Annotated in this window: 22 protein-coding genes; 12 read left to right on the top strand and 10 right to left on the bottom strand. The window is 57.2% G+C overall.

Features of this window, described 5'->3' with window-relative positions; all coding sequences use genetic code 11:
* From VGM18_18400 to VGM18_18455, 12 genes are all read left to right on the top strand, one after another.
* Nucleotides 1–663, top strand: coding sequence for an acetyltransferase (locus VGM18_18400; protein HEY3974984.1), 663 nt, complete (start codon nt 1–3; stop codon nt 661–663).
* Between the two features lie 131 nt (nt 664–794).
* Nucleotides 795–1,910 (top strand): polysaccharide deacetylase family protein, encoded by a 1,116-nt coding sequence (locus VGM18_18405; protein ID HEY3974985.1) that lies wholly within the window; start codon nt 795–797, stop codon nt 1,908–1,910.
* A gap of 119 nt (nt 1,911–2,029) precedes the next feature.
* Nucleotides 2,030–3,178: a GNAT family N-acetyltransferase gene (locus tag VGM18_18410; GenBank protein HEY3974986.1), complete on the top strand. Its 1,149-nt coding sequence runs from the start codon at nt 2,030–2,032 to the stop codon at nt 3,176–3,178.
* Nucleotides 3,179–3,190: 12 nt separating this feature from the next.
* Nucleotides 3,191–4,807 carry an oligosaccharide flippase family protein gene (locus VGM18_18415; GenBank protein ID HEY3974987.1) on the top strand — a complete coding sequence of 539 codons (1,617 nt, stop codon included), beginning with the start codon at nt 3,191–3,193 and terminating at the stop codon, nt 4,805–4,807.
* Nucleotides 4,808–4,835: 28 nt separating this feature from the next.
* Nucleotides 4,836–5,033: a hypothetical protein gene (locus VGM18_18420; GenBank protein HEY3974988.1), complete on the top strand. Its 198-nt coding sequence runs from the start codon at nt 4,836–4,838 to the stop codon at nt 5,031–5,033.
* A 183-nt stretch (nt 5,034–5,216) separates the two neighbouring features.
* Nucleotides 5,217–5,948 carry a class I SAM-dependent methyltransferase gene (locus tag VGM18_18425; protein ID HEY3974989.1) on the top strand — a complete coding sequence of 244 codons (732 nt, stop codon included), beginning with the start codon at nt 5,217–5,219 and terminating at the stop codon, nt 5,946–5,948.
* 19 nt (nt 5,949–5,967) lie between these two features.
* Nucleotides 5,968–7,143 carry a hypothetical protein gene (locus VGM18_18430; GenBank protein ID HEY3974990.1) on the top strand — a complete coding sequence of 392 codons (1,176 nt, stop codon included), beginning with the start codon at nt 5,968–5,970 and terminating at the stop codon, nt 7,141–7,143.
* Nucleotides 7,144–7,199: 56 nt separating this feature from the next.
* A complete protein-coding gene (locus VGM18_18435) occupies nt 7,200–8,765 on the top strand; it encodes a sulfatase (GenBank protein ID HEY3974991.1) in 1,566 nt (521 codons plus the stop codon).
* A gap of 130 nt (nt 8,766–8,895) precedes the next feature.
* Nucleotides 8,896–10,095: a glycosyltransferase gene (locus VGM18_18440; GenBank protein HEY3974992.1), complete on the top strand. Its 1,200-nt coding sequence runs from the start codon at nt 8,896–8,898 to the stop codon at nt 10,093–10,095.
* The gene (locus tag VGM18_18445) at nt 10,092–11,243 is read left to right on the top strand and encodes a glycosyltransferase family 4 protein (GenBank protein HEY3974993.1); all 1,152 of its coding nucleotides are present in this window, start codon (nt 10,092–10,094) and stop codon (nt 11,241–11,243) included. Before VGM18_18440 ends, VGM18_18445 begins: the two co-directional genes overlap by 4 nt.
* The gene (locus VGM18_18450; GenBank protein HEY3974994.1) at nt 11,236–12,642 is read left to right on the top strand and encodes an O-antigen ligase family protein; all 1,407 of its coding nucleotides are present in this window, start codon (nt 11,236–11,238) and stop codon (nt 12,640–12,642) included. Before VGM18_18445 ends, VGM18_18450 begins: the two co-directional genes overlap by 8 nt.
* Nucleotides 12,639–13,823 carry a glycosyltransferase family 1 protein gene (locus VGM18_18455; protein ID HEY3974995.1) on the top strand — a complete coding sequence of 395 codons (1,185 nt, stop codon included), beginning with the start codon at nt 12,639–12,641 and terminating at the stop codon, nt 13,821–13,823. The genes VGM18_18450 and VGM18_18455 overlap by 4 nt, the downstream gene beginning before the upstream one ends.
* A 54-nt stretch (nt 13,824–13,877) precedes the next feature.
* Here VGM18_18455 and VGM18_18460 read toward each other — a convergent pair whose 3' ends face one another.
* The 10 genes from VGM18_18460 to VGM18_18505 all read right to left on the bottom strand — a co-directional run bounded on the left by VGM18_18460 (nt 13,878) and on the right by VGM18_18505 (nt 24,836).
* A complete protein-coding gene (locus VGM18_18460) occupies nt 13,878–15,194 on the bottom strand; it encodes a glycosyltransferase family 87 protein (protein ID HEY3974996.1) in 1,317 nt (438 codons plus the stop codon).
* A gap of 5 nt (nt 15,195–15,199) precedes the next feature.
* Nucleotides 15,200–16,393: a DegT/DnrJ/EryC1/StrS family aminotransferase gene (locus VGM18_18465; protein HEY3974997.1), complete on the bottom strand. Its 1,194-nt coding sequence runs from the start codon at nt 16,391–16,393 to the stop codon at nt 15,200–15,202.
* Between the two features lie 101 nt (nt 16,394–16,494).
* Nucleotides 16,495–17,463, bottom strand: coding sequence for an SDR family NAD(P)-dependent oxidoreductase (locus VGM18_18470; protein HEY3974998.1), 969 nt, complete (start codon nt 17,461–17,463; stop codon nt 16,495–16,497).
* A 91-nt stretch (nt 17,464–17,554) separates the two neighbouring features.
* On the bottom strand, nt 17,555–18,667 hold the full coding sequence (locus tag VGM18_18475) for an acyltransferase (GenBank protein HEY3974999.1): 1,113 nt from the start codon (nt 18,665–18,667) through the stop codon (nt 17,555–17,557).
* Between the two features lie 89 nt (nt 18,668–18,756).
* Entirely contained in the window at nt 18,757–19,824 is a 1,068-nt protein-coding gene (locus tag VGM18_18480) for a lysylphosphatidylglycerol synthase transmembrane domain-containing protein (protein HEY3975000.1), read from the bottom strand.
* Nucleotides 19,778–20,833: a glycosyltransferase family 2 protein gene (locus tag VGM18_18485; GenBank protein HEY3975001.1), complete on the bottom strand. Its 1,056-nt coding sequence runs from the start codon at nt 20,831–20,833 to the stop codon at nt 19,778–19,780. The genes VGM18_18480 and VGM18_18485 overlap by 47 nt, the downstream gene beginning before the upstream one ends.
* A complete protein-coding gene (locus VGM18_18490) occupies nt 20,811–21,965 on the bottom strand; it encodes a DegT/DnrJ/EryC1/StrS family aminotransferase (GenBank protein HEY3975002.1) in 1,155 nt (384 codons plus the stop codon). The genes VGM18_18485 and VGM18_18490 overlap by 23 nt, the downstream gene beginning before the upstream one ends.
* On the bottom strand, nt 21,962–22,927 hold the full coding sequence (locus VGM18_18495; GenBank protein ID HEY3975003.1) for a hypothetical protein: 966 nt from the start codon (nt 22,925–22,927) through the stop codon (nt 21,962–21,964). The genes VGM18_18490 and VGM18_18495 overlap by 4 nt, the downstream gene beginning before the upstream one ends.
* Complete coding sequence (locus VGM18_18500; GenBank protein ID HEY3975004.1) at nt 22,924–23,586, bottom strand: class I SAM-dependent methyltransferase; 663 nt, start codon at nt 23,584–23,586, stop codon at nt 22,924–22,926. Before VGM18_18500 ends, VGM18_18495 begins: the two co-directional genes overlap by 4 nt.
* Nucleotides 23,583–24,836: an ATP-grasp domain-containing protein gene (locus VGM18_18505; protein HEY3975005.1), complete on the bottom strand. Its 1,254-nt coding sequence runs from the start codon at nt 24,834–24,836 to the stop codon at nt 23,583–23,585. Before VGM18_18505 ends, VGM18_18500 begins: the two co-directional genes overlap by 4 nt.
* Nucleotides 24,837–24,852 lie beyond the last annotated feature (16 nt).

Below are 24,852 nucleotides of genomic sequence, written 5' to 3' on the forward strand. Positions count from 1 at the left end.
ATGACTGAGCCTGCAAAACTGGTGATTCTCGGCGCTGGCGGCCTGGGCCGGGAAGTCCTGGCCACGGTAAGAGCGTGCAACGAAGCCGGCCGGCAATGGGATGTCTTGGGTTTCTTGGACGCGGATGAAAAGCTTGCCGGGAAGAAAGTGGGAGGAGTCCCGGTCCTCGGCGGGGACGACTGGTATCGAAACAATCAGTACGAATCGTTGCGATTTGTTTGCGCGATCGGAAAGCCCGAAGTGCGATCCAGAGTCGTTGAAACGATGTCAGCGGTGAAATCAAAATTTGTTTCGGTCGTTCATCCGGCCGTTCAAGTTGCAGAATCGGTCGCAATCGGAGCCGGCACCGTAATTATGGCGGGCACGCAGTTTACCGCCGATATAAGGATCGGATCGCATGTTGTGATTTATCTGAATTGTTCGATCACCCACGACGTTTGCGTAGGCGATTTTTGCGTGATTCCTTCCGGCTGCAATCTCTCCGGTGGAGCAATATTGGAAACCGGCGTCCTGCTCGGGAGTGGCGTGAGTGTGCTGCCTCGCCGGCGAATCGGGGCCTGGGCGACGATTGGAGCGGGAAGTGTTGTGGTCAAAGATATTCCTCCGAAAAGCACTGCGATGGGCGCTCCTTGTAGGGTGATCGAGCAGCGGCCGGGATCATGATGGCTCGGATCATGATGCTCGGGATCGTGAATGTCTAGACTACATCGCGATTGCGAAACAGTCGGACGCTGAAACTCCGTAAACGGGAACCGGGGCTCAAAACTTGGTCAAGCGACGATGAGGATTGATTGATGAGAATCGTCAGTCCCTTCCTGAATAAAGTGTTCTATCCCGCACTGGCGATGGCCGGCGTTTTTCACCGCGCCAGCGCCGCAGGACTTGCGGTGGTGACCTACCACGGTGTCCTGCCACAAGGCTACGAACCGATCGACGCAGCCTTGGATGGAAACCTTATCGGCGCTGAAATGCTCCGCCGGCAACTGCGCCTGCTGAAGGCGCACTATAACGTGATCTCCCCTGACGATGTGTTGGCCTGGCGCGAAGAGCGGGGCGCGCTGCCGCCGCGGGCGGTTCTTCTGACTTGTGACGATGGCCTTCTCAATTGTCTGACCGACATGTTGCCCGTTCTGCAACAGGAGGAAGTGACGTGTCTGTTCTTCGTGACTGGGGCTTCGGTCGCGGAATCGCGAAGCACACTGTGGTACGAAGAGTTGTTCCTGCTGTTTCTGCTCGCTCCGGCAGGACCGTTCGAGATTTCAAGCGTAGGGTTAACTATTCGGGGTGAACTCAGATCAAGTGAACCGCGATCGCGCAAAGAACGGCGCGCGCTCTGGTGGAATTCCGTGAAGCGGCTTTCGCAGGTGGATGAGGGAGCGCGAGCGTCGTTTCTTGCCGCCGCGCGGATGCAGTTTGGGGGGCAGAGAGATTCCCGCCAGGACAAACCCGCCTGGTGGCGCCGGTTCGGGCTGCTCACACGCGGCGAACTTCGAGAATTGGCCGCCTCCGGAATGACGGTCGGCGCGCACACGCTGAGCCATCCGATGCTGTCGCTACTTCCCGCGGAAGAAGCGTACGCCGAAATTTCCGAAAGCCGGATTCGTTTGGAGGGAGCTCTTCCACACCGACTTTGGGCGTTTGCTTACCCCTTTGGGAACCGAGAATCGGTTACGCCGGAAGTATTGGCGATGCCGCAGAAAGCCGGTTACGAAGCTGCCTTTGTGAACTTTGGAGGGGGGCTTGGCGTCGATCTGCCTCCCTATGCGCTGCCTCGGGTGCACGTTACGGCTGAAATGAATCTGGCCGAACTTGAGGCGCACGTGTCAGGGTTCCACGTGCGCATGCAGCAACGAGCCGGTCGCCCGACTCGAACCCTGGGAGCATTATGCAAAAATTCACCATCGAAGTGACGAGGAGTATCGCCGAGACTAATCTGCACCCACGGCGATGCTCGGGCAGCCGCTGGTGAGGTGGCCGCTCGCTCTGCGATGGGTTGATACTATTACCTATTCAGCGAACCTTTCGCGAAGTGAATTCAATCGTGCGCGTCGTACTGCTTAAGGAAATTCCGGAAGATGCGAATCTGCGGCAGCAGTGGAATGCACTGGTGCAGCGAGTGGATCAGCCTCAGGTTTTCTATACCTACGAGTGGTCCCTGGCAGTACAGCGCGCTTACGATGCGACCCTGCGGCCACTGCTTTGTTTGGCGTACGACGAGAGCGGAACGCTGTGTGGAGTCGCGTCCCTGGCCACCGATTCCGATCGAACTCACGCCTCTTTTCTTTGCGCTACTACGGGAGACTACTGCGATTTTCTCAGCTTGCCGGCTCATAGGGACGGGTTGATTGCGTGGGTGTTAGGGGAATTAAGGAAGCAAGGCATTTGCGACATTACGCTCACCAACCTGCCCGCCGACTCCGATTCGATCGCGGCCCTGCAAACGGCCTCGCAGGAAAACGGTTATCGATGCTTCGCGCGCACAGCCTACATCTGCGCTCAGGTTTTGCTAAGCAGCCTGGAACATCGTCCCGGTGAGAAGAAACCGGTCTTGCCAGGGAACAAAATGGTACGCCGGTCGCTGAAAGCGCTGGGCAGTGAATCCCCCGTACGGCTCGACCATGCCCGCACCTGGCCAGAGATTGGGCCCTTATTGCCTGCGTTCATGCAGGCACATGTGGCGCGCTTTCTGGCCACTGGCCGCGTGAGTAATCTGGCGAACCGTGAACGCCAGCAGTTCGTGAAGGAATTGACGAAACTGCTGGCGGAGCCGGGGTGGGTGGCGCTCACGCGGATGATGTCGGGCTCGAAGGTTCTGGCGTGGAACTATGGCTTTCAGTTTTACGGTACCTGGTTTTGGTACCACCCTACATTCGACAGCGATTTGGAAAAATATTCTCCGGGCTTTTGCCTGCTGGCGAAGATAGTCGAGGAAGCGGCGGAGAACCCCGATTTCACCACGGTCGACCTGGGACTGGGGACGGAGGAGTACAAAGAACGGTTCGCGAATCAAAGCCGGGAAACGCTCTACGTAAGCCTACGGACGTCCGCAGTTCAGCACGTGCGGGAGATTTTGCGTTACCGCGCCGCGAAGATCATCAAGACTTCTCCCTTGGTGGAGGCCGGGGTTCGCGCCATGATCGGGCGTTGGAAGAAAACGAACCGAAAACATGTAGACTAAAGCGGCGCAACTATGACGCTGCTTTCAGATCACATAAACCGGAGCGAGGAGGTTCGTCAGCCGCCGCCGGCAGTCTCAACCAAAATCAGTTCGTCCCCCGGATCGGAGAGTGTCAAATTCACGACGGAGATGGGGCGCATTGCCCGCCAATCCGGAGTTGTATTTACGGGGACGATTTTTACCGCCGGGCTGGGTTACGCCTTCAAAGTTTACCTGGCCCGGGTTTTGGGGGCGGAGGCGCTGGGTATCTATGCCCTGGGGATCACGATCATCAGTTTCCTGGGCATCTTCGGCGTGATGGGAATTCCCGAATCCGCGGTGCGGTTCGTGGCGGTTTACTCGGCATCGAAGAAATTTCAAGCGTTGCGGACGCTGCTGTGGAACGGCACCTGGATACTGTTGGCGACCAACCTGATCTTCTCCGCAATTTTGCTGGAAGCCGGTCCCTGGGTGGCGCGGCGTTTTTATCATTCTCCTCAACTCGCGCGCTACCTGCCGCTATTTGTGCCGATCATGATCACGTCGATATTCACCACATTTTTCGGAGATATCGTCGCTGGCTACCGGGAAGTAGGCCGTCGCACCATGATCACGAGGTTCGTTTCCAGCCCGGTCACGATGGCAGTGTCGGTGCTTTTGATCGGGCTTGGAGGAGGATTGTGGGGATACCTGGCGGCGCAGATTGTGAGCGCGTGCGTGGTGCTGGCGCTGCTGATTTCGCTGGTGTGGCGACTGACCCCGGTCGAGGCCCGGTCGCCGGATCTGAAAAGGCTTGGAATGGACCGGGAAGTATGGTCGTTTTCCGCAGCCATGTTCGGGGTTGGCTTGATGACGTTTCTTATGGGCCAGACCGACCGCATTGCTTTGGGCGTCTACCGGGGCGCCCGCGAAGTGGGAGTTTACGCGGTGGTCGCTGCGTTGGTCGCGTACGAAACGATTATTTTGCAGTCGGTGAATCAGATCTTCTCGCCCGTAATCGCGGATATCCACTCGCGCGGGGAGAATATTCTGCTGGGGCGCTTGTTCCAGACGCTTACCAAATGGATGCTGGGCCTGACCTTTCCCCTAGCCATTGTGATGATTATTTACGCGCGTCCGATCATGGGCATGTTCGGCCACGACTTCGAAACGGGATGGCTGATTCTGATCGTCGGAACGTGCGGGCAATTGGTAAACTGCGGCGTCGGCTCGGTCGGTTATCTCTTACTGATGTCCGGCAACCAGCGGCGGTTGGTTCGGGTGCAGGCTGTGATGGCGGTGGTGATGGTAGTGCTGTGCTTCCAGTTGGTGCCGCGCTGGGGCGCGCTGGGTGCGGCTATGGCAGCGGCCCTTACCAATATCGGTACGAACACGTGGAATCTCTCCGAGGTGCACAAGGCCCTGAAATTGTTCCCCTATAACCGCAGCTACCTGAAGTTATTGCCCTCCACGGCAAGCGCTCTGCTGATTACGCTACTGGTAAGCAGGATTTCAGTCTGGAGGCGGGCGGAGTGGGTCGCGGTGATTGTCTCACTGGTGCTGGCCTACGGTGCATTCTCAGGGGTGGCGCTCGCCATGGGATTGGATGCGGATGACCGTTTGATCGCCGATGCGGTTTGGGGTCGAGCGCGGGCTTTCTTAGGGCGATGAAGGGGCCGCATCTGGTTTTGGTGAAAATATGACGGAAATGAGGGAAGTGCGGCTCCCGGCGGACCTGTGCGCGATTGCGGAAAAGAAATTCGGTCATGTATTCGGCACTTTGGAAGAGTTGCTGATATTTGTCTTGCGCGAATTTTCCCGTGACGACACTTCCAACGCGGACCTGGCCGAGCAACGACTGGTGGAGCAACGGCTGCGCGAACTCGGCTATCTCTAGGTTTCGCAATCTCGGATTTCGCGATCTTCGATCGGATGTCAACGATTCGGCGATCTTGAATTCGGCAATTATGAATTCGATCTATGACTCAGTTATTTCTGACGCGGATGTTCTGAAGCTCGCGCATTTCAACCTCGCATCGGGAACCTCCTGTTAAATTGTTTTTTCGAATTCATGAACAGCATGGAGACTTTGGGCAGCGTCGCTCGCGAAGGAAGAGATCGGCTGTATCCTTCCCTGACCAATCCCAACTGGCTGGTGCTGCGACGGCGGCGCGAGATTTTCCGGAAATGGCTCGCGGCCCCCAAACTGGATAGCCACGATCTGGGCGCCCGGAAGCTGAATGGCCGAAAGCTGGACGTCCTCGATCTGGGGGGAAGGATTCAGCCTTATCGGCCCTTGCTAGAGGACCGGGTCCGCCGATATGTGGCGATCGATTTGCGCTGGACGCCGTTGGTCAATATCGTGGCGCGGGGAGAACAAATTCCGTTGGCTGGCGGCCAATTCGATCTCGTAATCTGCACGCAGACCCTCGAATTTATTCCCGAACCGGCGGTTGTGATTGCAGAGATTCACCGCGTGCTGAAACCTGGGGGCTGCCTTTTGTTAAGCGCGCCTTCGGTTTATCCGTGCGAGTCTGATTCTGACCGTTGGCGTTTTCTTCCCGGGAGCCTGCGTCAGTTGGTCGCGGTCTTCGGCGAGTCTGAGATTATTCCAGAGGGCGGAAGCATTGTGGGCTTCTTTCGGACCGTCAACATTTGCCTCAATACTTTCGTGCGTTATCCTGTTTTGCGCTCCATTTTCCGTTGGACAATCTGTCCGCTGCTCAATCTGTCCGGCGAATTGCTGACGCGCGTTGCCGGCAGCGCCAACGACCAGTTTGCCGCCAACTACAGCGTCTGGGCCAGGAAATAATGGCGGGAGTAGAACCACGATGAATCTGGCGCAGAAGCTTTGGCAGCGCGGACGCGACCTGCTTCCAATCGACGGGTTCTATTTTGACCGGCCCATGTTGCTGTTTCAAAGCGACGACTGGGGTCGCGTGGGGCTGCGCGATGCAGAAGGGCTCGAGCGGCTGCAAGCGACGGGACTGACGCTCGGCGAACATCCCTACGATTTTTACACGCTGGAGACGGCTGAAGATCTGGCCGGTTTGAGTGCTGTACTGCAACGTCATTGCGATTGCGCAGGTCGTCATCCCTGCATGGAAATGAATTTTATTGTGGCCAATCTGGATTTTGCGAAGATGGCAGCGGAGTCGTTTCGGCAGGTTCATCTGCTGCCGCTCGCCGATGGATTTCCTGCCGGATGGGCGCGCCCGGGTCTGGTAGAGGCTTATCGCGCGGGAATCGGCGAAGGGGTCTTCCAGCCTGCGCTGCATGGAACCACGCACTTCTGCCGGCCGGCCGTCGAGCGCATCGCCAATCGCAGCGGCGAACGCTCCGACCTTCTGCGCAGGTTGTGGCAGGCGGGGACGCCTTACATTCACTGGCGCATGCCCTGGATCGGCTACGAATATTGGGATCCAGACCAAGCGGAGGACGAACGATTCCTATCGGCGGAAGCGCAGAAAGAATTGATTGGGCAGGCGGTGGGAGCATTCGCCAAACTCTTCTCCCGGTTACCGCGTTCAGCCTGCGCTCCGGGTTACCGCTCCAATGACGATACGCACTGGGCATGGGCGCAGCATGGAATTCGCGTGGCGCAAAATGGCCCGGGAGCCTTCATGCCTCCGCACTTCGATCGTCATGCGGTTTTGCATCTTTCGCGTACGGTGGAATTCGAGCCTGCGGTGAATGCAGAGTTCTCCATCGATACTTGTCTTCAACAGGCGGAAAACTGTTTTGTCCGCGGGATTCCGGCGATTGTTTCCGTGCATTCGATCAATTTTCATTCGACGGTGCGGGATTTTCGCAGCCGCACGCTTCAGTGCATCGACGATTTTCTGACGGCGCTGGAATCAAAACACGCCGATTTGCTTTATGTTCACGACGAGGATGTGCACGAGTTGATCCTGAGCGGGTCCTACCCGGCAGAGCAGGGTAGAGTGCAAGTGAAGGTGATTCGTAAGAGATTTACCAAGGCCAGCATCGCTCGGGAGCAGGCATAGAGTGAGCAAGCATAGAATGCAGACATAGAAAGGAAGTACGAAAATAATACGAAAACATGGGAGCAAAGAAATCAATCGTTCTCGTGACCGTGGATTGCCTGCGTGCCGACCACGTCGGCTTCATGGGCTACGATCGCCCCACCACGCCTTTTCTGGATTCGCTGGCCAATGAGAGTTTCGTGTTACCTACGGCCATTGTCGCGGGCGCGCCCACTTACTATTCTTTGCCGGCTATCCTGGCTTCCCGCTACCCATTGGCGCTCGGTCGCGACGTACTAGGCTTGGCGCCGGACGAATCGACGCTGGCGTCCACTCTGAAGCAAGCCGGATACGCTACGGCCGCCTTTTCCGCCGCCAATCCCTATATCTCGTCGCGGTTCGGCTATGGGCGCGGATTCGATACGTTTCGCGATTTTCTGCAACCGGAAGACGAACTGAGCCCGCTCTCAGATGGTGGCAACGATGATCGTAACCACGATGGCAGCGCGAACGCGCCCGGCGGAGGCGGCTGGGCAGGCCGTCTCAACCGAAGATTACAGAAGGCCGGCGCGGCTCTGGGGCCATGGGGAGCCATCTACGGCGAGGTTTATTTCGAATACTGTCAGCGGGTAACGCCGCCGGCGGACTCGCTCGACCAGTTGCGCCGCTTTCCGGCGGCTGACTCAATTGTGGACGAGGCTTGCGCGTGGCTGTCCTCGGTTGGAAATTCGCCGTTCTTTCTGTGGCTGCATTTGATGGATCCACATGCGCCGTATTATCCAACCGAGGCTGCTCTGGCACTCATGGGGCACGCACCCGTTACGCCCTATCGCGCACGCTATTTGAATTCCTACTGGAACCGGTCGGATCTCGGAGCACGGCGGCTGGCGCGCCATCGCGATGAAATCGTCGCGCTCTATGATGCCGGAGTCCGTTGGGCGGATGCGCAAATGGGGCGGTTGGTGGAAACGCTGCGAAGACAGAATCTCTGGAGCGACACTGTCTTTGCGTTTACGGCGGATCATGGGGAGGAATTTCTGGAGCATGAGGGCCGTTTTCATCCGCCCTCGAAATTGATGGAAGAGTTGCTGCATGTACCGCTGTTGTTACGCGTGCCGGGAAGCGCCAAGCAGCCGGTGAAGAAGTCTCCGTTCAGCCTGGTACATCTTGCGCCTACGTTGCTGGATATTGCGGAACTGCCAGTCCCACCAGGCTTCCAAGGCCGCAGTTATTGGCCACAGTTGCGAAAAGAGGAAGATTTTGATGGCGTTGCAATTTCGGAATGCATCGCAGGTTGCACGAATCCCTTTCGTCGCGAGAATCGGAGCGGACCTCGCATGCTGTCGGTGCGGGAGTCACGCTTCAAACTGGTGCTTCGTTTTGACCGCGCGGCGGAGGATCTGTACGACCTCGAATCGGATCCTGACGAGCAAATGCCAGTAACGCCTGACGCGGAGAAGGCAATGCGGAGACGTTTGCTCGAAATCGCGCGCCGGCACCTGCAAAGATCAATCGAGCAAGGGGACTGGCGAGCGCGTCTACAAGCGCGTCTCCGCGAACTTCAATTAGAATGGAAGAAACCAGCAGGCACCTCGGCGAGTGTATCGGGAAGCAAGCCTTCTCCAGTGGCTTCCTGGCTGTGACTGGCCCTTCCGACCCGGAAATGACTACGATTTGTGAGCCATGCCTTGCCGAAGAAGCCGACATCGGCAAGCTTGAGGCAATTTCTGTGCGGAGCCCGGAGGCTCCGAGCCGGTGAGTGGGAACCCGGAATTGCCCCCGGTTCTCCGGGATGGGCCACTCCAGAGAACACAGCGGACCGGCACTCCCCTTCATGTTCTCACCTTAACTCCGTTCTATCCCAGCGCGCACGACGATGCCGGCGGATGCTTTGTGGCCGAGCCGCTCGACGCGCTCGCCAAGGTTGGTGTGGTGAACACCGTGTTCGCGGCGCAGCCCTTCTACCGGTCAAAACTCGAGAGCAGAGAGTCAGGCGTGCGTTCGCAATGGATTCGCTATTTCTCGCTGCCCGGTGGTTATGGACTTCCCACGTCAGGCGCATTCCTTTTCGCCAGCATGGTCGGGCGTGTACGCGATTTGCAGCGGTCGCATCCTATCGATCTGATCCATGCGCATGCGCCTTTGCCGTGCGGGCACGCGGCTATGCTGTTGAGCGCGGAGTTGGGCTTGCCTTATGTGGTCTCAGTGCACGGGCTCGATGCCTTCTCGACTAGTCAGGTCAGCGGGCGGGCTGGAGAATGGTGCCGCCGCATTTCCCGGCGAGTATACCGCTCATCGCGCCGCGTGATTTGCGTCAGCGAGCATGTCCGCGAGCAAGTCTTGGAGGGCACGGGGCCGAGTTGCCGGACTTCCGTCGTCTATAACGGCGTGGATCCTGAGTTGTTTTCCCCCGGCGCCGTTGCCGCGAGCGCGCCAATTGTGCTTAGCGTTGGCAACCTGATTCCAATCAAAGGCCATGCCGCATTGATTCGTGCGGTTGCCGCTCTCACTGCCGACTTTCCTGCTCTAACGCTTGAAATCATCGGTGCAGGTCCTGAACTTTCACGGCTGCAAGGACTGGTGCAACAACTTCAAGTCAGTCAACGCGTTCGCTTTCTTGGACGCCAGTATCGCACCCAGGTGGCAGAGGCCATGCGCCGCTGTACCGTGTTTGCACTGCCCAGTCGATACGAAGGTCTGGGTTGCGTTTATCTGGAAGCGATGGCCGTTGGTAAGCCAGTGATCGGTTGCCGCGGGCAGGGAATTGCGGAAATTGTCCGGCATGGTTCCAACGGTTTTCTGGTGGGGCCCGATAACGAGCGCGAATTGCAGCTGGCGCTGGCGATGCTGTTGCGCGACGAGCCCCGCCGCCGCAGCATTGGCGCCGCGGCGCGCGATACGATTCTGGAAAATCTAACCCTGGCGCAGCAAGCTGAGAGTCTGTCGCGAATCTATCGGGAGTCGGTCAGATGAAGCGCCGCCTTGTCATTCTGACGGAGATCATCTCTCCCTATCGCATTCCGTTGTTCAACGAACTGGCGCAGCAGGGCGAAGTGGATTTGCACGTTATTTTTCTGGCTGAGACCGACCCTGAGCTTCGGCAATGGCAGGTCTACAAGAACGAGATCCGCTTCTCCTGCCAGGTTCTGCCTTCGTGGCGAAGCCGCATTGGCAATTACAATGCCTTATTGAACCGTGGAGTGACGTTCGCACTCGGTGAAGCCCAGCCGGATTTCATTCTCTGCGGAGGCTACAATTACGTTGCCTCGTGGCAATCTCTGATCTGGGCGCGGTTTCATAAGACTCCCTTTTTTCTTTGGGCCGAAAGCACGCAGCAGGATCATCGTAGCCGCCGGACGGTGGTGGAATTGATGAAAATCGAGTTTCTCCGCTCCTGTAACGGATTCGTAGTGCCGGGGTCGTCGGCTCGGGAATATTTGCACTCCCTGAAGATCCGTGACAGCCGCATTTTTACCGCGCCGAATGCCGTCGACAACGACCTGTTTTCCGCGGCAGCGGAGGCCGCACGCCAGAATGCAACCGAGCATCGTTCCGAACTAGCTTTGCCCCGCCGCTATTTTCTCTTTGTAGGCCGGCTGGTGCGCGAGAAAGGTGTACTTGAGTTGCTATCGGCCTACGCCAGGCTCGATGATTCGCTGCGACAACAGGTCGGACTCGTTTTTGTGGGCGATGGCGCGTTTCGACCAGAGTTGGAACGGGCGGCTGCATCGATTTCGCCTGGGATGATAAAATTCGCTGGTTTTGCCCAACGGGATCAACTCGCAATCTACTATGCATTGGCGGAAATGTTGATTCTGCCAACCTATACCGATACCTGGGGGCTGGTAGTGAACGAAGCGATGGCGTGCTCCTTGCCGGTGATCCTGAGCCACGCCGCAGGGTGCGGCGCCGACCTGCTGAAAGAAAATTGGAACGGATTGCTGGTTCCGCCGAAAGAGGTTCCGTCGTTAACTGCGGCCATGCGAAGTCTTGCCCTTCAACCCGATCTTTGCGTAACCATGGGCGCCAACAGCGCGCGGCATATTGCTGGCTATTCACCTCGAGAATGGGCGAGAGGCGTCGCAGGAATGGTTGCAGGCAATGGAGCAATCCATGAATGAGCGTGTTCCCAAAATCGCGCTCATCGCGGCAGCAGTTGTATGCCCTTTGGTATTGCTCCTTCTGGCGTATTCCCAGCCTCGCTATTTCGCGAACGTTACGAACATGGGAGGCTTGATCCTCATCGAGGGTTTGGCGGTTGCGGTTTGGATGTACCGGCGGTTTTTCTTCGCGCTCGTTATAGTCGCTTTTCTGTTTGCCGGCGTGCGAGTAGCCGTAGGAGGGTATTGGACTACGGGGAGATGGGCCATTCTTGCCGTGGGGGCTGCGGTGGGCTCGCTGGTCATGCTGAAAGAGCGAAATCATCGCTTCGGCCTCTTTCATGTCACAGCGGTTTTCGCGGTCCTTACTTCGATCGTGTCGGCTTCGGTTTCGCAATTTCCAGGCGTAGCCATCTTGAAGGCTTCGAGCTTTGGGCTGTTGTTTCTTTATGCCGGCACGGGAGCCAGACTTGCGGTGACTGGGCGTGAGAGTCGTTTTTTTACGGGACTATTGGCAGCGTGCGAGGGGTTTGTTGCCGTGATGGCCGTGTACTACCTTATCTTCGGCATCGGATTCATGGGAAATCCCAACTCACTCGGCGCCGTAATGGGAGTCGCCGCAGCTCCGATGTTGTTTTGGGGAGCGCTGCTGCCAGAGCCCCTTGCCGTAAACCGCCGTCGGTTGATCCTTTACCTGCTGTCAATGTACCTGACTTTTCACAGTCACTCGCGAGCCGGCATGGCCGCGGCTTTAATCTCCTGTGGCTTACTGTGCGCCGCTTTGCGCAAATACACCATGATTGGCGCCGGCGTTGCCATCATCACTATTTGCATTGCGGCCGGGGCAATTTTTAACCCTGACGCCACAGAGCGAGCTTTCTCTTCGGTGACCAAGACCGTCCTCTATAAAGACAGCACGAATGGCAACGTATTTGCGTCGCGCGAGGATCCCTGGCAGAGGGCGCTGGACACCATCAGCAATCACTTCTGGTTTGGAACCGGGTTGGGAACGGCCGACGTCATAAACGACGGCCCCGTAGAAATGTTTGTTTCCACGGAGGATATTACATCGGAGAACGGCAGCAGTTATCTGGCTATTCTCGCCGGAGTTGGAATTCTCGGTGTATTACCGTTCTTCTTGCTGATGTTCCTGTTGCTGGGCAAGATTGCGCGCACGGTTTTGTGGATGCTCACGACAGGGAACGCGTGCCACCCGGCGGTCCCTATTGCGATGATCATGTTAGCGGGATTGATTCATGCCGCCTTTGAAGATTGGCTATTCGCCGCTGGCTATCATCTGTGCGTATTGTTTTGGTGTCTCGCTTTCGTTTTTATGGACGTGGCTCCCTCTGGGCATGCGATCGAGTGGCGCTTTGGCGCGATACTCCGACCGTTGGGTGTGGTCGCTCCCAACCGATGATGCATTTGTTTATCAACTCCCTCGCAGCCAGCGCGGGCGGAGGTCTGACCTATGTCCGCAACGTGCTTCCGCATTTGGCTGCGCAACCCGACCTCCAGGTCACTGTTGCTTTGCGCCCGACCCTACGGGAAGAGCTTGGCGACTTCCAAAATATTGCTCTAGTAGTGCCCGACATTGCGCACGTTGGCCGGTTCTGGTACGAACAGTCGGCGCTGCCTCGCCTCATTCGGAACTGTCGCGCCCAAGTCCTGCTTTCTACCGGAAACTTCGCGCTGCGGAAATCGCCGATACCGCAAATTCTGCTCTCCCGCAACTCGCTCTACACCTGCGGCGACTTTTACCGGGACCTGCTGTCGCGCCGCGAATACCGCACCTGGCTCGACACCCACATGAGGGCAGCGTTTGCCAAAAGGTCGATTCATTGGGCCGATGTTACGGTCGCGCCCAGCCACGCATTCGCGGACGAACTAATCCGATGGACCAGTGCTCCCATAGTGGCCATTCATCATGGGTTTGATCGTCAAACTTTTTTTCAAGATGACACTCCACTCGCACCGGCAGTGGAGGAGAAGCTGCGTCGCACCGAACAATCCCTGAAGCTGCTCTTTGTCAGCCACTACAACTACTACCGGAATTTCGAAACGCTTTTTCGAGCGCTGCCTCTGCTGCGCGATCGCATGGGGGATCGTCCGGTCAAACTGTTGCTGACTTGTCAACTCGCGGCCGGCAAAAACCCCGGGACGTATCGGCCCGAAGCCGCCGCCGCCTTGGTGAAAAAACTGGGAATCTCGGACATGGTGGTTGAACTAGGGGCGATTCCGTACCAGCAACTCCATCAGTTGTACCGCCGCACCGATCTATATGTGACTCCTGCCTATGCTGAAACCTTCGCTCACCCTTTGGTGGAAGCGATGGCTAGCGGAGTGCCCGTGATCGCTTCCGACCTTCCGGTGCATCGCGAAATCTGCCAGGATGCGGCCGCGTATTTCCCGCCACTCTCAGCGAAGGAGCTGGCGGAAACATTGGCTCGGTTGGCTGGGGCGTCAGGCACATCGAGACACATGGCGGACGTTGGATTCGAGCGGTCGCAGCAATTTTCCTGGAAAGCGCACGTGGAAGAAATCGTGAAGTTGTGCCGCAGCCTGGTTGCGTCCAAAACCAGCCGCCCAGATACGCATTAACCACAAAGGACGCAGAGGACTTGATTTTTCCGTGGAATTCCGCGTCCTCTGTGGTTAAGGGGTTGCTTTGAGACGATGCGATGCGGCGAGCTTCATTCGATAAAGCAGAAGCAGGCATAGTAAGAGCAGAGCCCAGCTTTCGTGAGGCATCACGACGCAATTCCACCACCAGGAATTCGCGACCGTGTCGGAGATATGACCATGCACGACGAGTTGCTGCAAGAATGCCGCTCCGGGAAACAAGAAGGGGGCCATGAGGAGCAGCACGATTCTGATAGTCGACTTCGACATGTCTGCGGCGTTGGTGACGCACCAGCAGAGAGGCACAGCCAGAAGCCCGGCGTCGTAGAACCGGTGATAGACCGGCAGCAGGGCAACGACTGAGATTGCTCCGAGAGCCAGCATCGCCGAACCGCGCGAGCTTCCTTTGCCGACCCAGTAAAGCCAGACGCACAACAAGACTCCGACTACGCCGAACGCCAGCCAGTTTGCCAATGAGGACTGACCCGTTATCGAAAACAACGGGACTTGCAGATTGATCAAGGTAAAGCGACTGGGATTTGCGGACGAGAAATCGTCGATGTGGTTGCTGGTCACAAATCCCTGGGCATTGTGAAGATAATCCTGAAGCCAGGAAGTGCCGCGGAGTTGCAGATACAGAGCGGCTACCACGATTAATCCAATCGCCGTAGATACCGCGGTCACGAATAGTTGCCAGCGCCGCCGCATCAGATAGTAAAGCACCAGAAATGCGCCGATTTGCGGCTTCAGGCTACAGGACAATCCGAATAGAAATCCGGCAGAGATATCGTGGTTTTCGGTGGCTGCCCCGATCGCCAACGCGCACAGACCAATGACGAGGACTGTGGCATTGCCGCTGCCGATTCCAGTTTGGAAAGGAGCGAGGGCCAGACAAGCGGCGACGAAAGCCAAAGTGCGAAGCTCTCCCCAACGCAAACCTCCGGCCTTTATTAACGATAAAACCGTGGCCACGAACGCCAGCAGCAGAACCACGAGCCAAATCATTTTGGCGGTTTTAAAGTGAAAGACCGCAATCGGCGCCAGCACTATAAGTCCACCGAGAGGGGGAGCCAGATGAGTCCGAACGTCGTTGAGGTCGAGGCGGCTGCCGCTCTCCTGCTTCCACAACGCCACAAAATTCCCGGGATCGGCCGGGCTCCGGCCCTTTAGCCAAAGCTTCGAAGCGGCGTAGTTCTGCGACAGATCGTTCCAATCATTTGGAATCTGCAGGAATCGGACTGGCCCGCGCACCGTAAACTCCGCGCCGGCCAGCACAATCGAGAGCCACAGCAGAAGTTTCAGAGCGCTGCGGGTCGGCGTGTCACGCTGAAACTGCGTTGGGGCGCTCATTCAAACTATTTTTCACAGCACGCATGCCGAAGAGCGTGTGCAACCATGTCTTGCTGCGCTTCTGTCATTTGCGGGAATAGAGGCAGGATCACAGCCTCATTTTGTGCCCGCTCACTCTCGACCAGATTCGGGCAGCTTCTGTCGGGTTCGCGTTCCACTTGCGCGCAGCGCCACGTATTCGGAGACTGATACGCTGGCTCCAGATGCGCGCACATAATTCCGCGTCGCGTGGCGATGCCTTCGTCGAGCATTTCCTGCATGAAGCGGCGTTGATCTGTATTTTCGGGTAGGCGCACACAGTAGCTCTGCCAATTGGTGCGCGCCCACTCGGGTTCCGCGGGTAGAATCAATCCCGGAACATCCGCCAGCAGCTTGTGATAGCGCGTCGCGAGCTGTCGTCGCTGCGCAAGGGCTGCTGGCAGGCGCTTTAGTTGTTCGCGGCCAATCGCAGCCTGAATGTCGGTCAAGCGATAGTTGAAGCCCAGTTCCGGGTACGATTCGAACATGACTTGCGGCGAGGAGTGTCTCACCGTGTCCGGCGTGCTCATGCCATGCTGCCGCCACAGACGGAACTTGCGATCGATTTCGGCGCTGGTTGTGGTCAACATGCCGCCATCGCCCGTCGTGAGCAATTTGCGCGGATGAAAGGAGAAGCACGCCACATCGGAGTGCGGCTTGCCGATTTTTTCCCAACGTCCGTGCCGAAGAATTTCGCTTCCCACGGCGCATGCGGCGTCTTCCACAACGGAAATTTTGTGCCGCTCCGCAATTTCGAGAATAGCGTTCAAGTCGCACGGCATTCCCATCTGGTGAACACACAGAATGGCGCGCGAGCGCTCGCTGATTGCTGCCTCGATCTTCCGGGGATCGATATTGAACGTTTGCGGATCGATGTCGACGAAAACCGGCAACGCGCCGCAGTAGCGAATACTGTTTGCGGTAGCGATATAGGAATGGCTAACCGTGATGACCTCATCGCCGGGTCGGACACCAACAGCCAGCAACGCCAGATGAAGAGCCGTCGTGCCGCTGGAGACCGCACACGCATGCGGCGCCTTCACGAAAGCGGCGAACTCCTGCTCAAAGGCTGCGACTTCGGGCCCTTGCGTCACCCAGCCGGAGAGAATCGCCCGTTCGGCAGCCGATACCTCTTCTGGTCCGAGATTCGGACGCGCGACTGGAACAAAATTCTTAGGCATGGGCACGAATTTCCCCAGTGCGCGGATCGTAGTGTTGCGGATCGTGGTTTCGCGGTTCACACACTTGTGAACGAAGCATTCTCAGATCACACACTCTCGGATCAAACACGAACAGCCTCGCTGGTCTGGCGTTCCGCCTGCCACCACGCCACAAGCTGGCGCAGGCCATCTTCGATCGAAATGGTCGCCTGAAATCCCAGCATTTGTTTCGCTTTGGAAACATCGGCGAGCCGGCGCGGAACCGAGTTTACTTTTCGCTCTGGTCCATACTCAAGCGGCGCGTTCGATCCCATCACACGCAATAGAGTGTGCGCGAGATCCTTCAGGCTGATCTCGGAGCCGCTGGCGACATTGAATACTTCGTCGGTGACGTCCGCGTCAACCGCGGCCAGGTTGCAGCGTGCGATATCTTCGGCAATCACGAAGTCCATAGTCTGCTGGCCGTCGCCGAGAATGAGAGGTCTCTTTCCGGCGGCAATTCGCTCCATCCAGCGAATCAGAACTTCTGTATATGCGCCGTAGACATCCATGCGCGGTCCGTAGACATTGAAGTACCGTAGCATTACATAGCGCAGGCCGTACATCTCATAGAAGCTGCGGAACAGACCTTCATTGAAAGTCTTGGCGGCTCCATAAAACGTTCGATTGTGGTAGGGATGTTGATTTTCGTTCGTGGGAAACTCATCCGCCATTCCATAAACGGAGGCCGACGATGCGGCTATCACTTTGGAAACCTTCGCTCGCATCGCCTGCTCCGCAACATTGAAAGTGCCCTCAACAAGCACTTCAAGCGCCAGTCGCGGATCTTCGGCACACTGCGTGATGCGGATCGCGGCTTGATGAAATACCACGTCGATGCTCTGCATGACCTCGGCCAAAAGCTTACGATCGCGAATGTCACCTTCCACAACTGTGACGCGACCGCTCGCCACAGCCGTAGCAAGATTCTCCCGTCGCCCGCGCACAAAATTATCGAGCACTACAATCTCGCGGACATCGCGCTGCACCAGCAGATCGGCAATGTGGGATCCGATCAATCCCGCGCCGCCCGTAATCAGAACACGCTGCATTCCAGAACCCCCGGAGAGTACTGCTTCAGAACTGTTTAGGAATCGGATGGATGATTCTATCAAGCCGGGCACAACCTGGCACGGATGACAGTCAACTGACCGCAACTGCTGCGGCCGGTTGTTTCCTCGCTTGATCGTACTCAAAATAGCGCTTTAGGCGAAGAATCTTGCTCTCGAACAGATGCCACGAAACCCATCCCGCAAGGTACGAAGAAATGATTCCCGCAAAGAAAAGAGTGCATCCGCGCAGGGGCGTTGGCGATCTGGCATACAAGTGAAACGCCACTGCCACGATGGGTGCGTGCAGAACATAGATCGCATAGCTGTACTTACCAAATCGCCGCAGCCAACTCGACCGGAGCATGCTCGACAATCGGGTACTATCTCCCGCGCTCTGAACCGCGCGCAGCACAAATCCAGCACATGCGAGCGCCACGAGTGTCAGACCATAGATTCCCATTAAATTCGATTCCGTCCCAGCCGTGAGGGCAATGGCGAGCACTCCCACCGCGGACGCCAAAGCAAGTTTCGGCAGCCTCGGTATCGCAAGACCCTCGATTCCGAGGGAAAGAGCGATCAGCGCGCCTAGCGCCAGCGCCTCGGTGCGACAGAACGTCATTCCCGGAATCGTATGAATGGAGAGATGAAATATCCCCATCAAAACATAACGGAGTGCGAGAGGTAGAAGGATCAGTACGATGCAGAGTCGTCGCAGATTTTTCAGAGCGATCGCGAAGACCACGGTCGGCCAGATCAAATAGAACTGCTCTTCGATCGATAGCGACCACAGATGCGACAGGCTCCCGTGAAGTCCGTGGGGGTGCCAGTTTGCCAGATACGCCCAATACCACAACTGGTCCGATCCGTTGCGATCGAGGTCGTAGCCGAAATGATGAGCCAACGGCAGCGCAATCCAGAAATAGGACGCCAGGAAAGCGAATGCGAGCGGGAAAATTCGTAGAATCCTTCGCCCGTAAAAGCTTGAAAAATATTCTGGACTATCTCTGGTTGTCCACAGAATCCGGGTAATCAGGAACCCGGAAAGAACGAAGAAAAGATCGACCCCTGTCCAACCTAATGAGAATAATTGGTTTCCGTAACCAGGAAGCATGTGGCCGAAATGGAAAGCCAGGACAAGAAGGATTGCGATGCCACGCACCCCGTCCAGTTCGGGGATAACCGTCAGCTCAACATGCCTTGTCAAAATGATTCCACTTCAAACGCAGAAGCACAACATCATAGTCGCACTCGCCTGCGGAGAAAAGAAAAACGGATTCTATCAAACCGGAGGAATCAGCTCGATCGCTGCAGCGTGGATTGAGCATCGGGCTCGACCTCCAGACGGTTTCTGAGTTGAGCCAGGCTGATCCCCTGAATCGCCAGCAAGCAAATTCCCGCCGCGATATTCGCCACAAAAACCCAGGCGTGAATTACCACCGTCAACGCCAGCGCGCTGCTGGCGGCAATTCCGGTCAGTTTGAAGGCTTCCGTTCCGAACAGTTCATAGGTTCCCACACCGCCGGGAGCTGCCGGAATCATCAGGCCCAAGCCCAAAACCGCCGACGCAATCACAGCCGACTTCAACGATACGGCGAGACCGAGCGCCCGGGCCAGGCCCCAGATCGTTCCAGCTTCGGTGGCCCAGATGGTTGCGGTAAGCAGCAGCAAAGCCAGCATCTGCCCTGCGGAACCGATGGCGCTGAGCCCATCGGCAAACGAATTCAGCAGGCCATCGAACTTTCCCTCCAGCGCAGAGAGACGCATGGATCGAAAAGCGCGGCGCACAATGTCAATCAGAAGTCGCGTCCGATAACGGAGAACTACCAACAGAACCAGCGCCGCTCCGAAGATCAGAATGGCTGCTTTTAGCAATTGAAAAACCCACGGTGGAGGATGCAACGCCCAAATCGAGAACAGAACCATGCCGACGAGCGCCAACCCATCCAGAACTTTTTCGACTGCGAGTGTGCCAAGCGTGCGGGTGCTATCCGTGAGGGAACCCGCAGGTCCCAGCAGAATGCAGCGAGCCAAATCGCCGGCTCGCCCTGGCAATAGAAAATTGGCCATATTCCCGATCCCGAGAACCGTCAGACAGGCTCCGAAACCGGGACGCCGCGAGGTCGGAAAAATTATTTGCCAGCGCCAGGCGCGCAGCGGCAGGTTGACAACAAACACCATCAGCGGAATCAGCAGGAAGGGCCCGATGAGTCGTCCCAGCGCGTTCCAGGATTGTTTGAGATCCACTTGTCGCAGCAGAATCGCGACAGAGGCGAGGCCGATGAGAAGGCCCACAACGGCCGACTGCACACGAAAATTACGTCCCAAAGCGCCGCCCCATTTTTTGTGGTTGGGCTTCGACATTGGCGCCGGCTTCTAAGTTGCCCTCGGATGTCTCTTCCAGAAAATAAATGGGACGCTGCCGCGCCGCCTCCAGCGTTCTCCACAGATATTCGCCCAGCACGCCGAGCATCATCATTTGAACTCCGCCCAGCACCAGCACCACGACAATTAACGATGCCCACCCCTGCACGGGTGTGCGTGTCATCAAGCGGACGCAGATGACAACGAGAGCATAGGCGAATCCAAGGAAGCTGAACATCATTCCCAGATACGACATCGCCCGCAATGGAGCATAGGAGAACGATACGAAAGCATCGGCGAAAGCCTTCAGTTTGCGCTTGAGCGTCCACTTGGAGCCGCCCGCCGCCCGCTTTTCCTTGGTGTAAGTAATTTGCGCCGAAGAGAATCCCAGGCGTGCGATCTCGCCGCCAATACTTGGATTGCTGCCTGCCGACTTCAACAACGCGTCCGCAACCTTGCGATCGAGAAGGGCAAAGTCGGAGCCGCGCGGAGGAAGATTGACTTCTCCCAAAAAATTTAGCAGGCGGTAGAAAGTATTGGCCAGAAACAAGTCGGCCTTCGAAATGCCCTCGCGCTCCTCTCGCACAGCCCACACGACGTGGTGGCCGGAACGCCACAAATCCAACATCTGCAAAATCAGCTCGGGAGGATCTTGCAAGTCGGCAGCGAGAAACACCGAACATTCGCCCCGCGCTTGTGCGAGTCCCGCCAGGATAGCCACGTGGCTTCCACTATTGCGCGCAAGACGGGCGTAGCGGAACCTGGAATCCTGCCCGCAGATCTTCTTCAACAGTTGCGGAGAGTTGTCGGCGGAATGATCGTCGATCAGAATAATTTCCGTCTCCAGAGGAGCGAGCCGGTCGATGAAGGTGCGCAATCTTTCTATCAAAACCGGAAGCACGACCTCTTCGTTGAAGACCGGGATGACGATGCTGAGTTCGGGGCCGCCCATAAAAATTGAAAAGTCGGCTTCCAGTGTACCGGAGTCAGGAAAGAAACCGGGCTGCATTTTTGATTAGACTCTCGCCACATTTTTGCACCCACGGCCGATCGACAGTATTGTCCACCCATAGGTTAAGAATCCGGCGGGCAAATTGGTCGGCATTGGGGCAGGCGTCGCTGGGACGGAAGAAGTCATTCACCGGCCAATAGAGGTTCGATACGTGAAACCCGTCGCGCCTCACGGCCTCGCTGAAGTCGACCAGCTTCTCCGGAAAATTCACCAACAGCGAATAACGCCAGCACACACCGCTCTGTTGCCATTGGCTGAGAAGTTGCCAGGGTCCGTCCGCCAGGTCTTGTTCATACTGCTGCGCATTGCGAGTGCGATGCCGCAGTATTGCCTTCAATTGGGGCCATGCTTGCGCCAACGCAACAGCGTTCTTCATGCGGCGCAGATAGAGTCTTCGATATGCTGGTTGGAGTTTGAGAAATGCACTCGAGACTTCATCCCCCGATCGAGCCCGCGACCGCAACAATCCAACCAGCGAATGGTGCAGATTTCGGTAGCTGAGGGCAAGCGTTCCGGCTTGCCCGTCCTCGATCTCCTGAAGCGGAGGGTCAGAATGCGTCCATTCTGCGCACATAGATGCCAGCTTCTGCGAACGGATCAGCAGGGCTCCGCCGCCACATTCCAAAATCTTGGTCGGGTTGAAGCTGCATACCGCGAGATCCCCGATCGAGCCTGCGGCCGTGCCGTTCGGCAAGCGCGCGCCCAAAGCTTGAGCCAGGTCTTCGATGAGAAGAATTTTCCTGCTGCGGCACCATTCGGCTAAGGGCCGTAAGTCCGCCGTTTGACCATACAAATGAATGAACACTACAGCACAGGTTTGCGGGGTCCACCGTTCCTGAATGCTTTCCACTGTCGGCATCCCTGAATTGGGATCGACGTCCGCAAATCTCGGTGTGACGCCGGCCAGCAGCGCGGCATTGGCGGGGGTCGCGCAAGAGATGGAAGGAAGAATCACTTCGGCTTCATCGGCTTTTGCGGGCGACATTTTTCTGGCGAGCCCGTAGGCGCGGTAGAGCGCAGTCGCCGCGCGTCCATACCATTCGATCGCCATGCCACCGGTTTCGCCTAGCAGATCGGCCTCGCAGTACTGGAGAGTCTCGATCGTCGTGGTGGGCACCATTGAACTCATGCGCTCGTCCCTTTCTTTTGTGCTCTCCAACACTCCGCCGCCCGGGATACTGTAGTCCATTCAAAGACGTGTCCCAATCCCTGCAGGCTCTCGGCCATAGAAACCAGATTGGCACAGAGTGCCTTTGTCGAACGCGAGTAAAGCGCGTCCTGATCCTTCGTGGCAAGCAATTCGTCGGGATGAAAAATCATCACCCAGACATACAAATCGGAAGGCAAAAGCTTGCAAGCATTCTCCCAGTCTCGCAGAGGCTTTGCAAAAAGATATGGATGCACCGCGGGATTCATATAACGGACTCGCGGAGTCTCGTCATACGGCGCCTGCAAGAGCCAGGTGTTCATAGGAAGTTCAAGCATCGATCGCGGAGGACCGGGCTGGCAAAGATTGTCCGCAGAAGGGAAGTACGGCTGGTTCGGTGTGCCGACCCAATTCATGGGATGCCCTGCGGCCCCGCTGCGTCCCGGAATCGCCGTTGAATCGCAGAGGAGTCCAAGCCGCTCGATGACAGCGTAAGTTTGCGGTGTGTGCCAACCTTCGCCGTTGCGAAAAGCGGTGGAATGAAAAGGACGAAAACTTTCACCGATATTGTTCCACAATCGCTCCAATTCATCTTGCGCCTGAATCGCATCGGTGATGAGCAACGCAGCGTCTTCCGGCCTGTCCTGACGATAAAGGTGAGGATGCCAGGCGAGTTCATCACCGGCGGTGGTTACTTGCGTCCAAAAGTCTTCGTAGGTCTCGAGCAGGTATGATGCGGTGCCAAGAATGCTTTCCAATTGACCGTCGGCTCGAACGAACCATGTCATCGGTATTCGCCCCAGTTCGGCGAAAGCAGCAAGTTCATTTGGCAAGCACTTCAGCCGCTCCAGTCCTGCAAAGCTTAGAGTTTGCCGGTTAGTAGTTGTTCCGCTCAGGCCATCGGGGTCCGTGTCGACCGTCAGGCACAGCAGATGCTTGGTCACTTCAGGTAACCCTCGGCTTCCTGATGAAAAAGTTGCACGCAGAATTCAAAGGCGCGGTAATCGTGGCGGATCACCACGCGCGGTGCGATTGCCTTCGCCATGCTGAATATTTCTTCCGGCGAATAGTAGAAAAGATCGGGATTGCGAAAGTCGACGTAAGTGGAGAGCATATCCACCGAGACGGAAACCCGCGTGTGCTGAAACGCCAACTCCAGCGCGCGCCGCATCACCTGCATGTTGTCCGACTTCTCGTAGCGGTTGTTGAGGACCTGCGACATCAACACGGTGTCATAGATGCCGTTAATCCCGTCGAGAAAAATATTGCGCACTTCAAATCTGGTTTCCGGATGAGTCGCTTGCGGGTAAGCGCTCTGGCACTGCGCAATATACTCGGGAACGATGTCGTAGCCATGATAGGTGCAATCTTGCTTCTGAGCTATGAGGTATTTGTAAAAATCACCCAGGCCGCAGCCCACTTCGAGAATCGATGGCCGTTCTCCGCGCAGCGCTGAGGCGTGAACCCACTGCCGCATCGCCTGCTTTTCTTCGCTGCCGGAATTCAACGACGCAAAGGTTACGCCATGCTCTGCAATACGCCGTCGATAGCGCTGAATGACTTGATTTACGTCCTCCGGGTCGAGCACTTGCGGCATGGTCATGGGTGAGCCAACTCCTGAAAATCGACAAGCTCCGCGGCGTGGCGTGTAGCGCCGTCGGAATAGTGGATTGCGATTTTGCGGCAGCCCCGGTCGGCGCAGCCGACCGCTTCCTGTAGAGTCTCGCCAGTCGCCACCAGAAATCCGGATCGCTCCGAAGTGCTGCGCAGCGGCCGAATCTCGTCACAGGGCTGCACGGTGATGTCTACGTCCAGCACTCCACCGTCTGCCTTGATTGCTGAGGGAATGTCGATGCGCTCGACGGCGCCCGGGGCGAAAATCAGAAATCGATAATCGGCCCCGCGGCGGTGCGTCGGCTCGAACTGCCTTGGAGCGATCCCACAAGCCATGCGGCAGGCTTCGACGAATTCGTTTACGCCGCTGACATGATGGGCGATCTGCGGCGTGTGTCCGCCGCCGCAACGCGCCCCGAGTTCGAAGAGCACCGGACCCTCGTCGGTATAGCCGAATTCGATGTGCGCAACACCTTGAGTTAATCCCAGCGCATTCACGGCTTGATGGCACATATCCGCCACGGTCGATTCCTGCGTCGTCGTCAGTTGAGCAGGATATTGCACACTGATATCGACCCGGTAGGGCGGCAACGATTTGATTTTCTGGCCGATGCACAGAACCGAAGTCTTACCGTTCCAGATGAGCACCTCGGCACTGTGTTCACTGCCCTCGACGCAATGTTCCATAACGACATCGGAGTGAGCGAGGCCGCCAGATTGAGCGGCAAGAAAGGCCTTCGTGATATCTTCGGTTCGCTCGACGCGCGTGACGCCCCGGGAGCCGCCCAGGCTCAGGTCGGGCTTGAAAATCAGAGGGAATCGTCCCAACCTCGCGGCGGCCGATTGAGCGTCATCCAAAATGTTCACGACTTCGAACGCCGCAGAATACCGTCCCAGGGGCAGCCAGCGGCGGCGCATGGCGGCTTTGCTGGTCGCGTTGGCGGCGCCTTCCTCAGAGATTGAAGGTAAGCCCAGGCGCGTGGAAATGTTAGCGGCGGCGCGCACGCCGACCTCCGCCATGCTGACCACGCCATCGATTCCGCCCAGGTCAGTCACCGCTCTCGTGAGCGATTGGCAATCGGTAAGGTCGATCGGCAGTCCATAATCAGCGATCTTCAACCCCGGCGCTTCAGGATTCTTGTCGGCAACCAGAGTCGCGAATCCCGCTTCTCGGGCCGCACGAATCGACGGCACGTTATACCGACCCCCGCCGAGAATGAGAATTCGCTTGGACGTCATAGTTCGAATCGATGAA

The sequence above is a fragment of the Candidatus Sulfotelmatobacter sp. genome, assembly GCA_036500765.1.
In the GTDB taxonomy this organism is placed as follows: Bacteria; Acidobacteriota; Terriglobia; order Terriglobales; family Acidobacteriaceae; genus Sulfotelmatobacter.

Excerpts from the sequence above, each read along its gene's own strand:
- VGM18_18400 (HEY3974984.1), top strand. The coding sequence starts at position 1 with ATGACTGAGCCTGCAAAACTGGTGATTCTCGGCGCTGGCGGCCTGGGC.
- VGM18_18405 (HEY3974985.1), top strand. The coding sequence starts at position 795 with ATGAGAATCGTCAGTCCCTTCCTGAATAAAGTGTTCTATCCCGCACTG.
- VGM18_18415 (HEY3974987.1), top strand. The coding sequence starts at position 3,191 with ATGACGCTGCTTTCAGATCACATAAACCGGAGCGAGGAGGTTCGTCAG.
- VGM18_18420 (HEY3974988.1), top strand. The coding sequence starts at position 4,836 with ATGACGGAAATGAGGGAAGTGCGGCTCCCGGCGGACCTGTGCGCGATT.
- VGM18_18425 (HEY3974989.1), top strand. The coding sequence starts at position 5,217 with ATGGAGACTTTGGGCAGCGTCGCTCGCGAAGGAAGAGATCGGCTGTAT.
- VGM18_18430 (HEY3974990.1), top strand. The coding sequence starts at position 5,968 with ATGAATCTGGCGCAGAAGCTTTGGCAGCGCGGACGCGACCTGCTTCCA.
- VGM18_18435 (HEY3974991.1), top strand. The coding sequence starts at position 7,200 with ATGGGAGCAAAGAAATCAATCGTTCTCGTGACCGTGGATTGCCTGCGT.
- VGM18_18445 (HEY3974993.1), top strand. The coding sequence starts at position 10,092 with ATGAAGCGCCGCCTTGTCATTCTGACGGAGATCATCTCTCCCTATCGC.
- VGM18_18450 (HEY3974994.1), top strand. The coding sequence starts at position 11,236 with ATGAATGAGCGTGTTCCCAAAATCGCGCTCATCGCGGCAGCAGTTGTA.
- VGM18_18455 (HEY3974995.1), top strand. The coding sequence starts at position 12,639 with ATGATGCATTTGTTTATCAACTCCCTCGCAGCCAGCGCGGGCGGAGGT.
- VGM18_18460 (HEY3974996.1), bottom strand. The coding sequence starts at position 15,194 with ATGAGCGCCCCAACGCAGTTTCAGCGTGACACGCCGACCCGCAGCGCT.
- VGM18_18465 (HEY3974997.1), bottom strand. The coding sequence starts at position 16,393 with ATGCCTAAGAATTTTGTTCCAGTCGCGCGTCCGAATCTCGGACCAGAA.
- VGM18_18470 (HEY3974998.1), bottom strand. The coding sequence starts at position 17,463 with ATGCAGCGTGTTCTGATTACGGGCGGCGCGGGATTGATCGGATCCCAC.
- VGM18_18480 (HEY3975000.1), bottom strand. The coding sequence starts at position 19,824 with ATGTCGAAGCCCAACCACAAAAAATGGGGCGGCGCTTTGGGACGTAAT.
- VGM18_18485 (HEY3975001.1), bottom strand. The coding sequence starts at position 20,833 with ATGCAGCCCGGTTTCTTTCCTGACTCCGGTACACTGGAAGCCGACTTT.
- VGM18_18490 (HEY3975002.1), bottom strand. The coding sequence starts at position 21,965 with ATGAGTTCAATGGTGCCCACCACGACGATCGAGACTCTCCAGTACTGC.
- VGM18_18500 (HEY3975004.1), bottom strand. The coding sequence starts at position 23,586 with ATGACCATGCCGCAAGTGCTCGACCCGGAGGACGTAAATCAAGTCATT.
- VGM18_18505 (HEY3975005.1), bottom strand. The coding sequence starts at position 24,836 with ATGACGTCCAAGCGAATTCTCATTCTCGGCGGGGGTCGGTATAACGTG.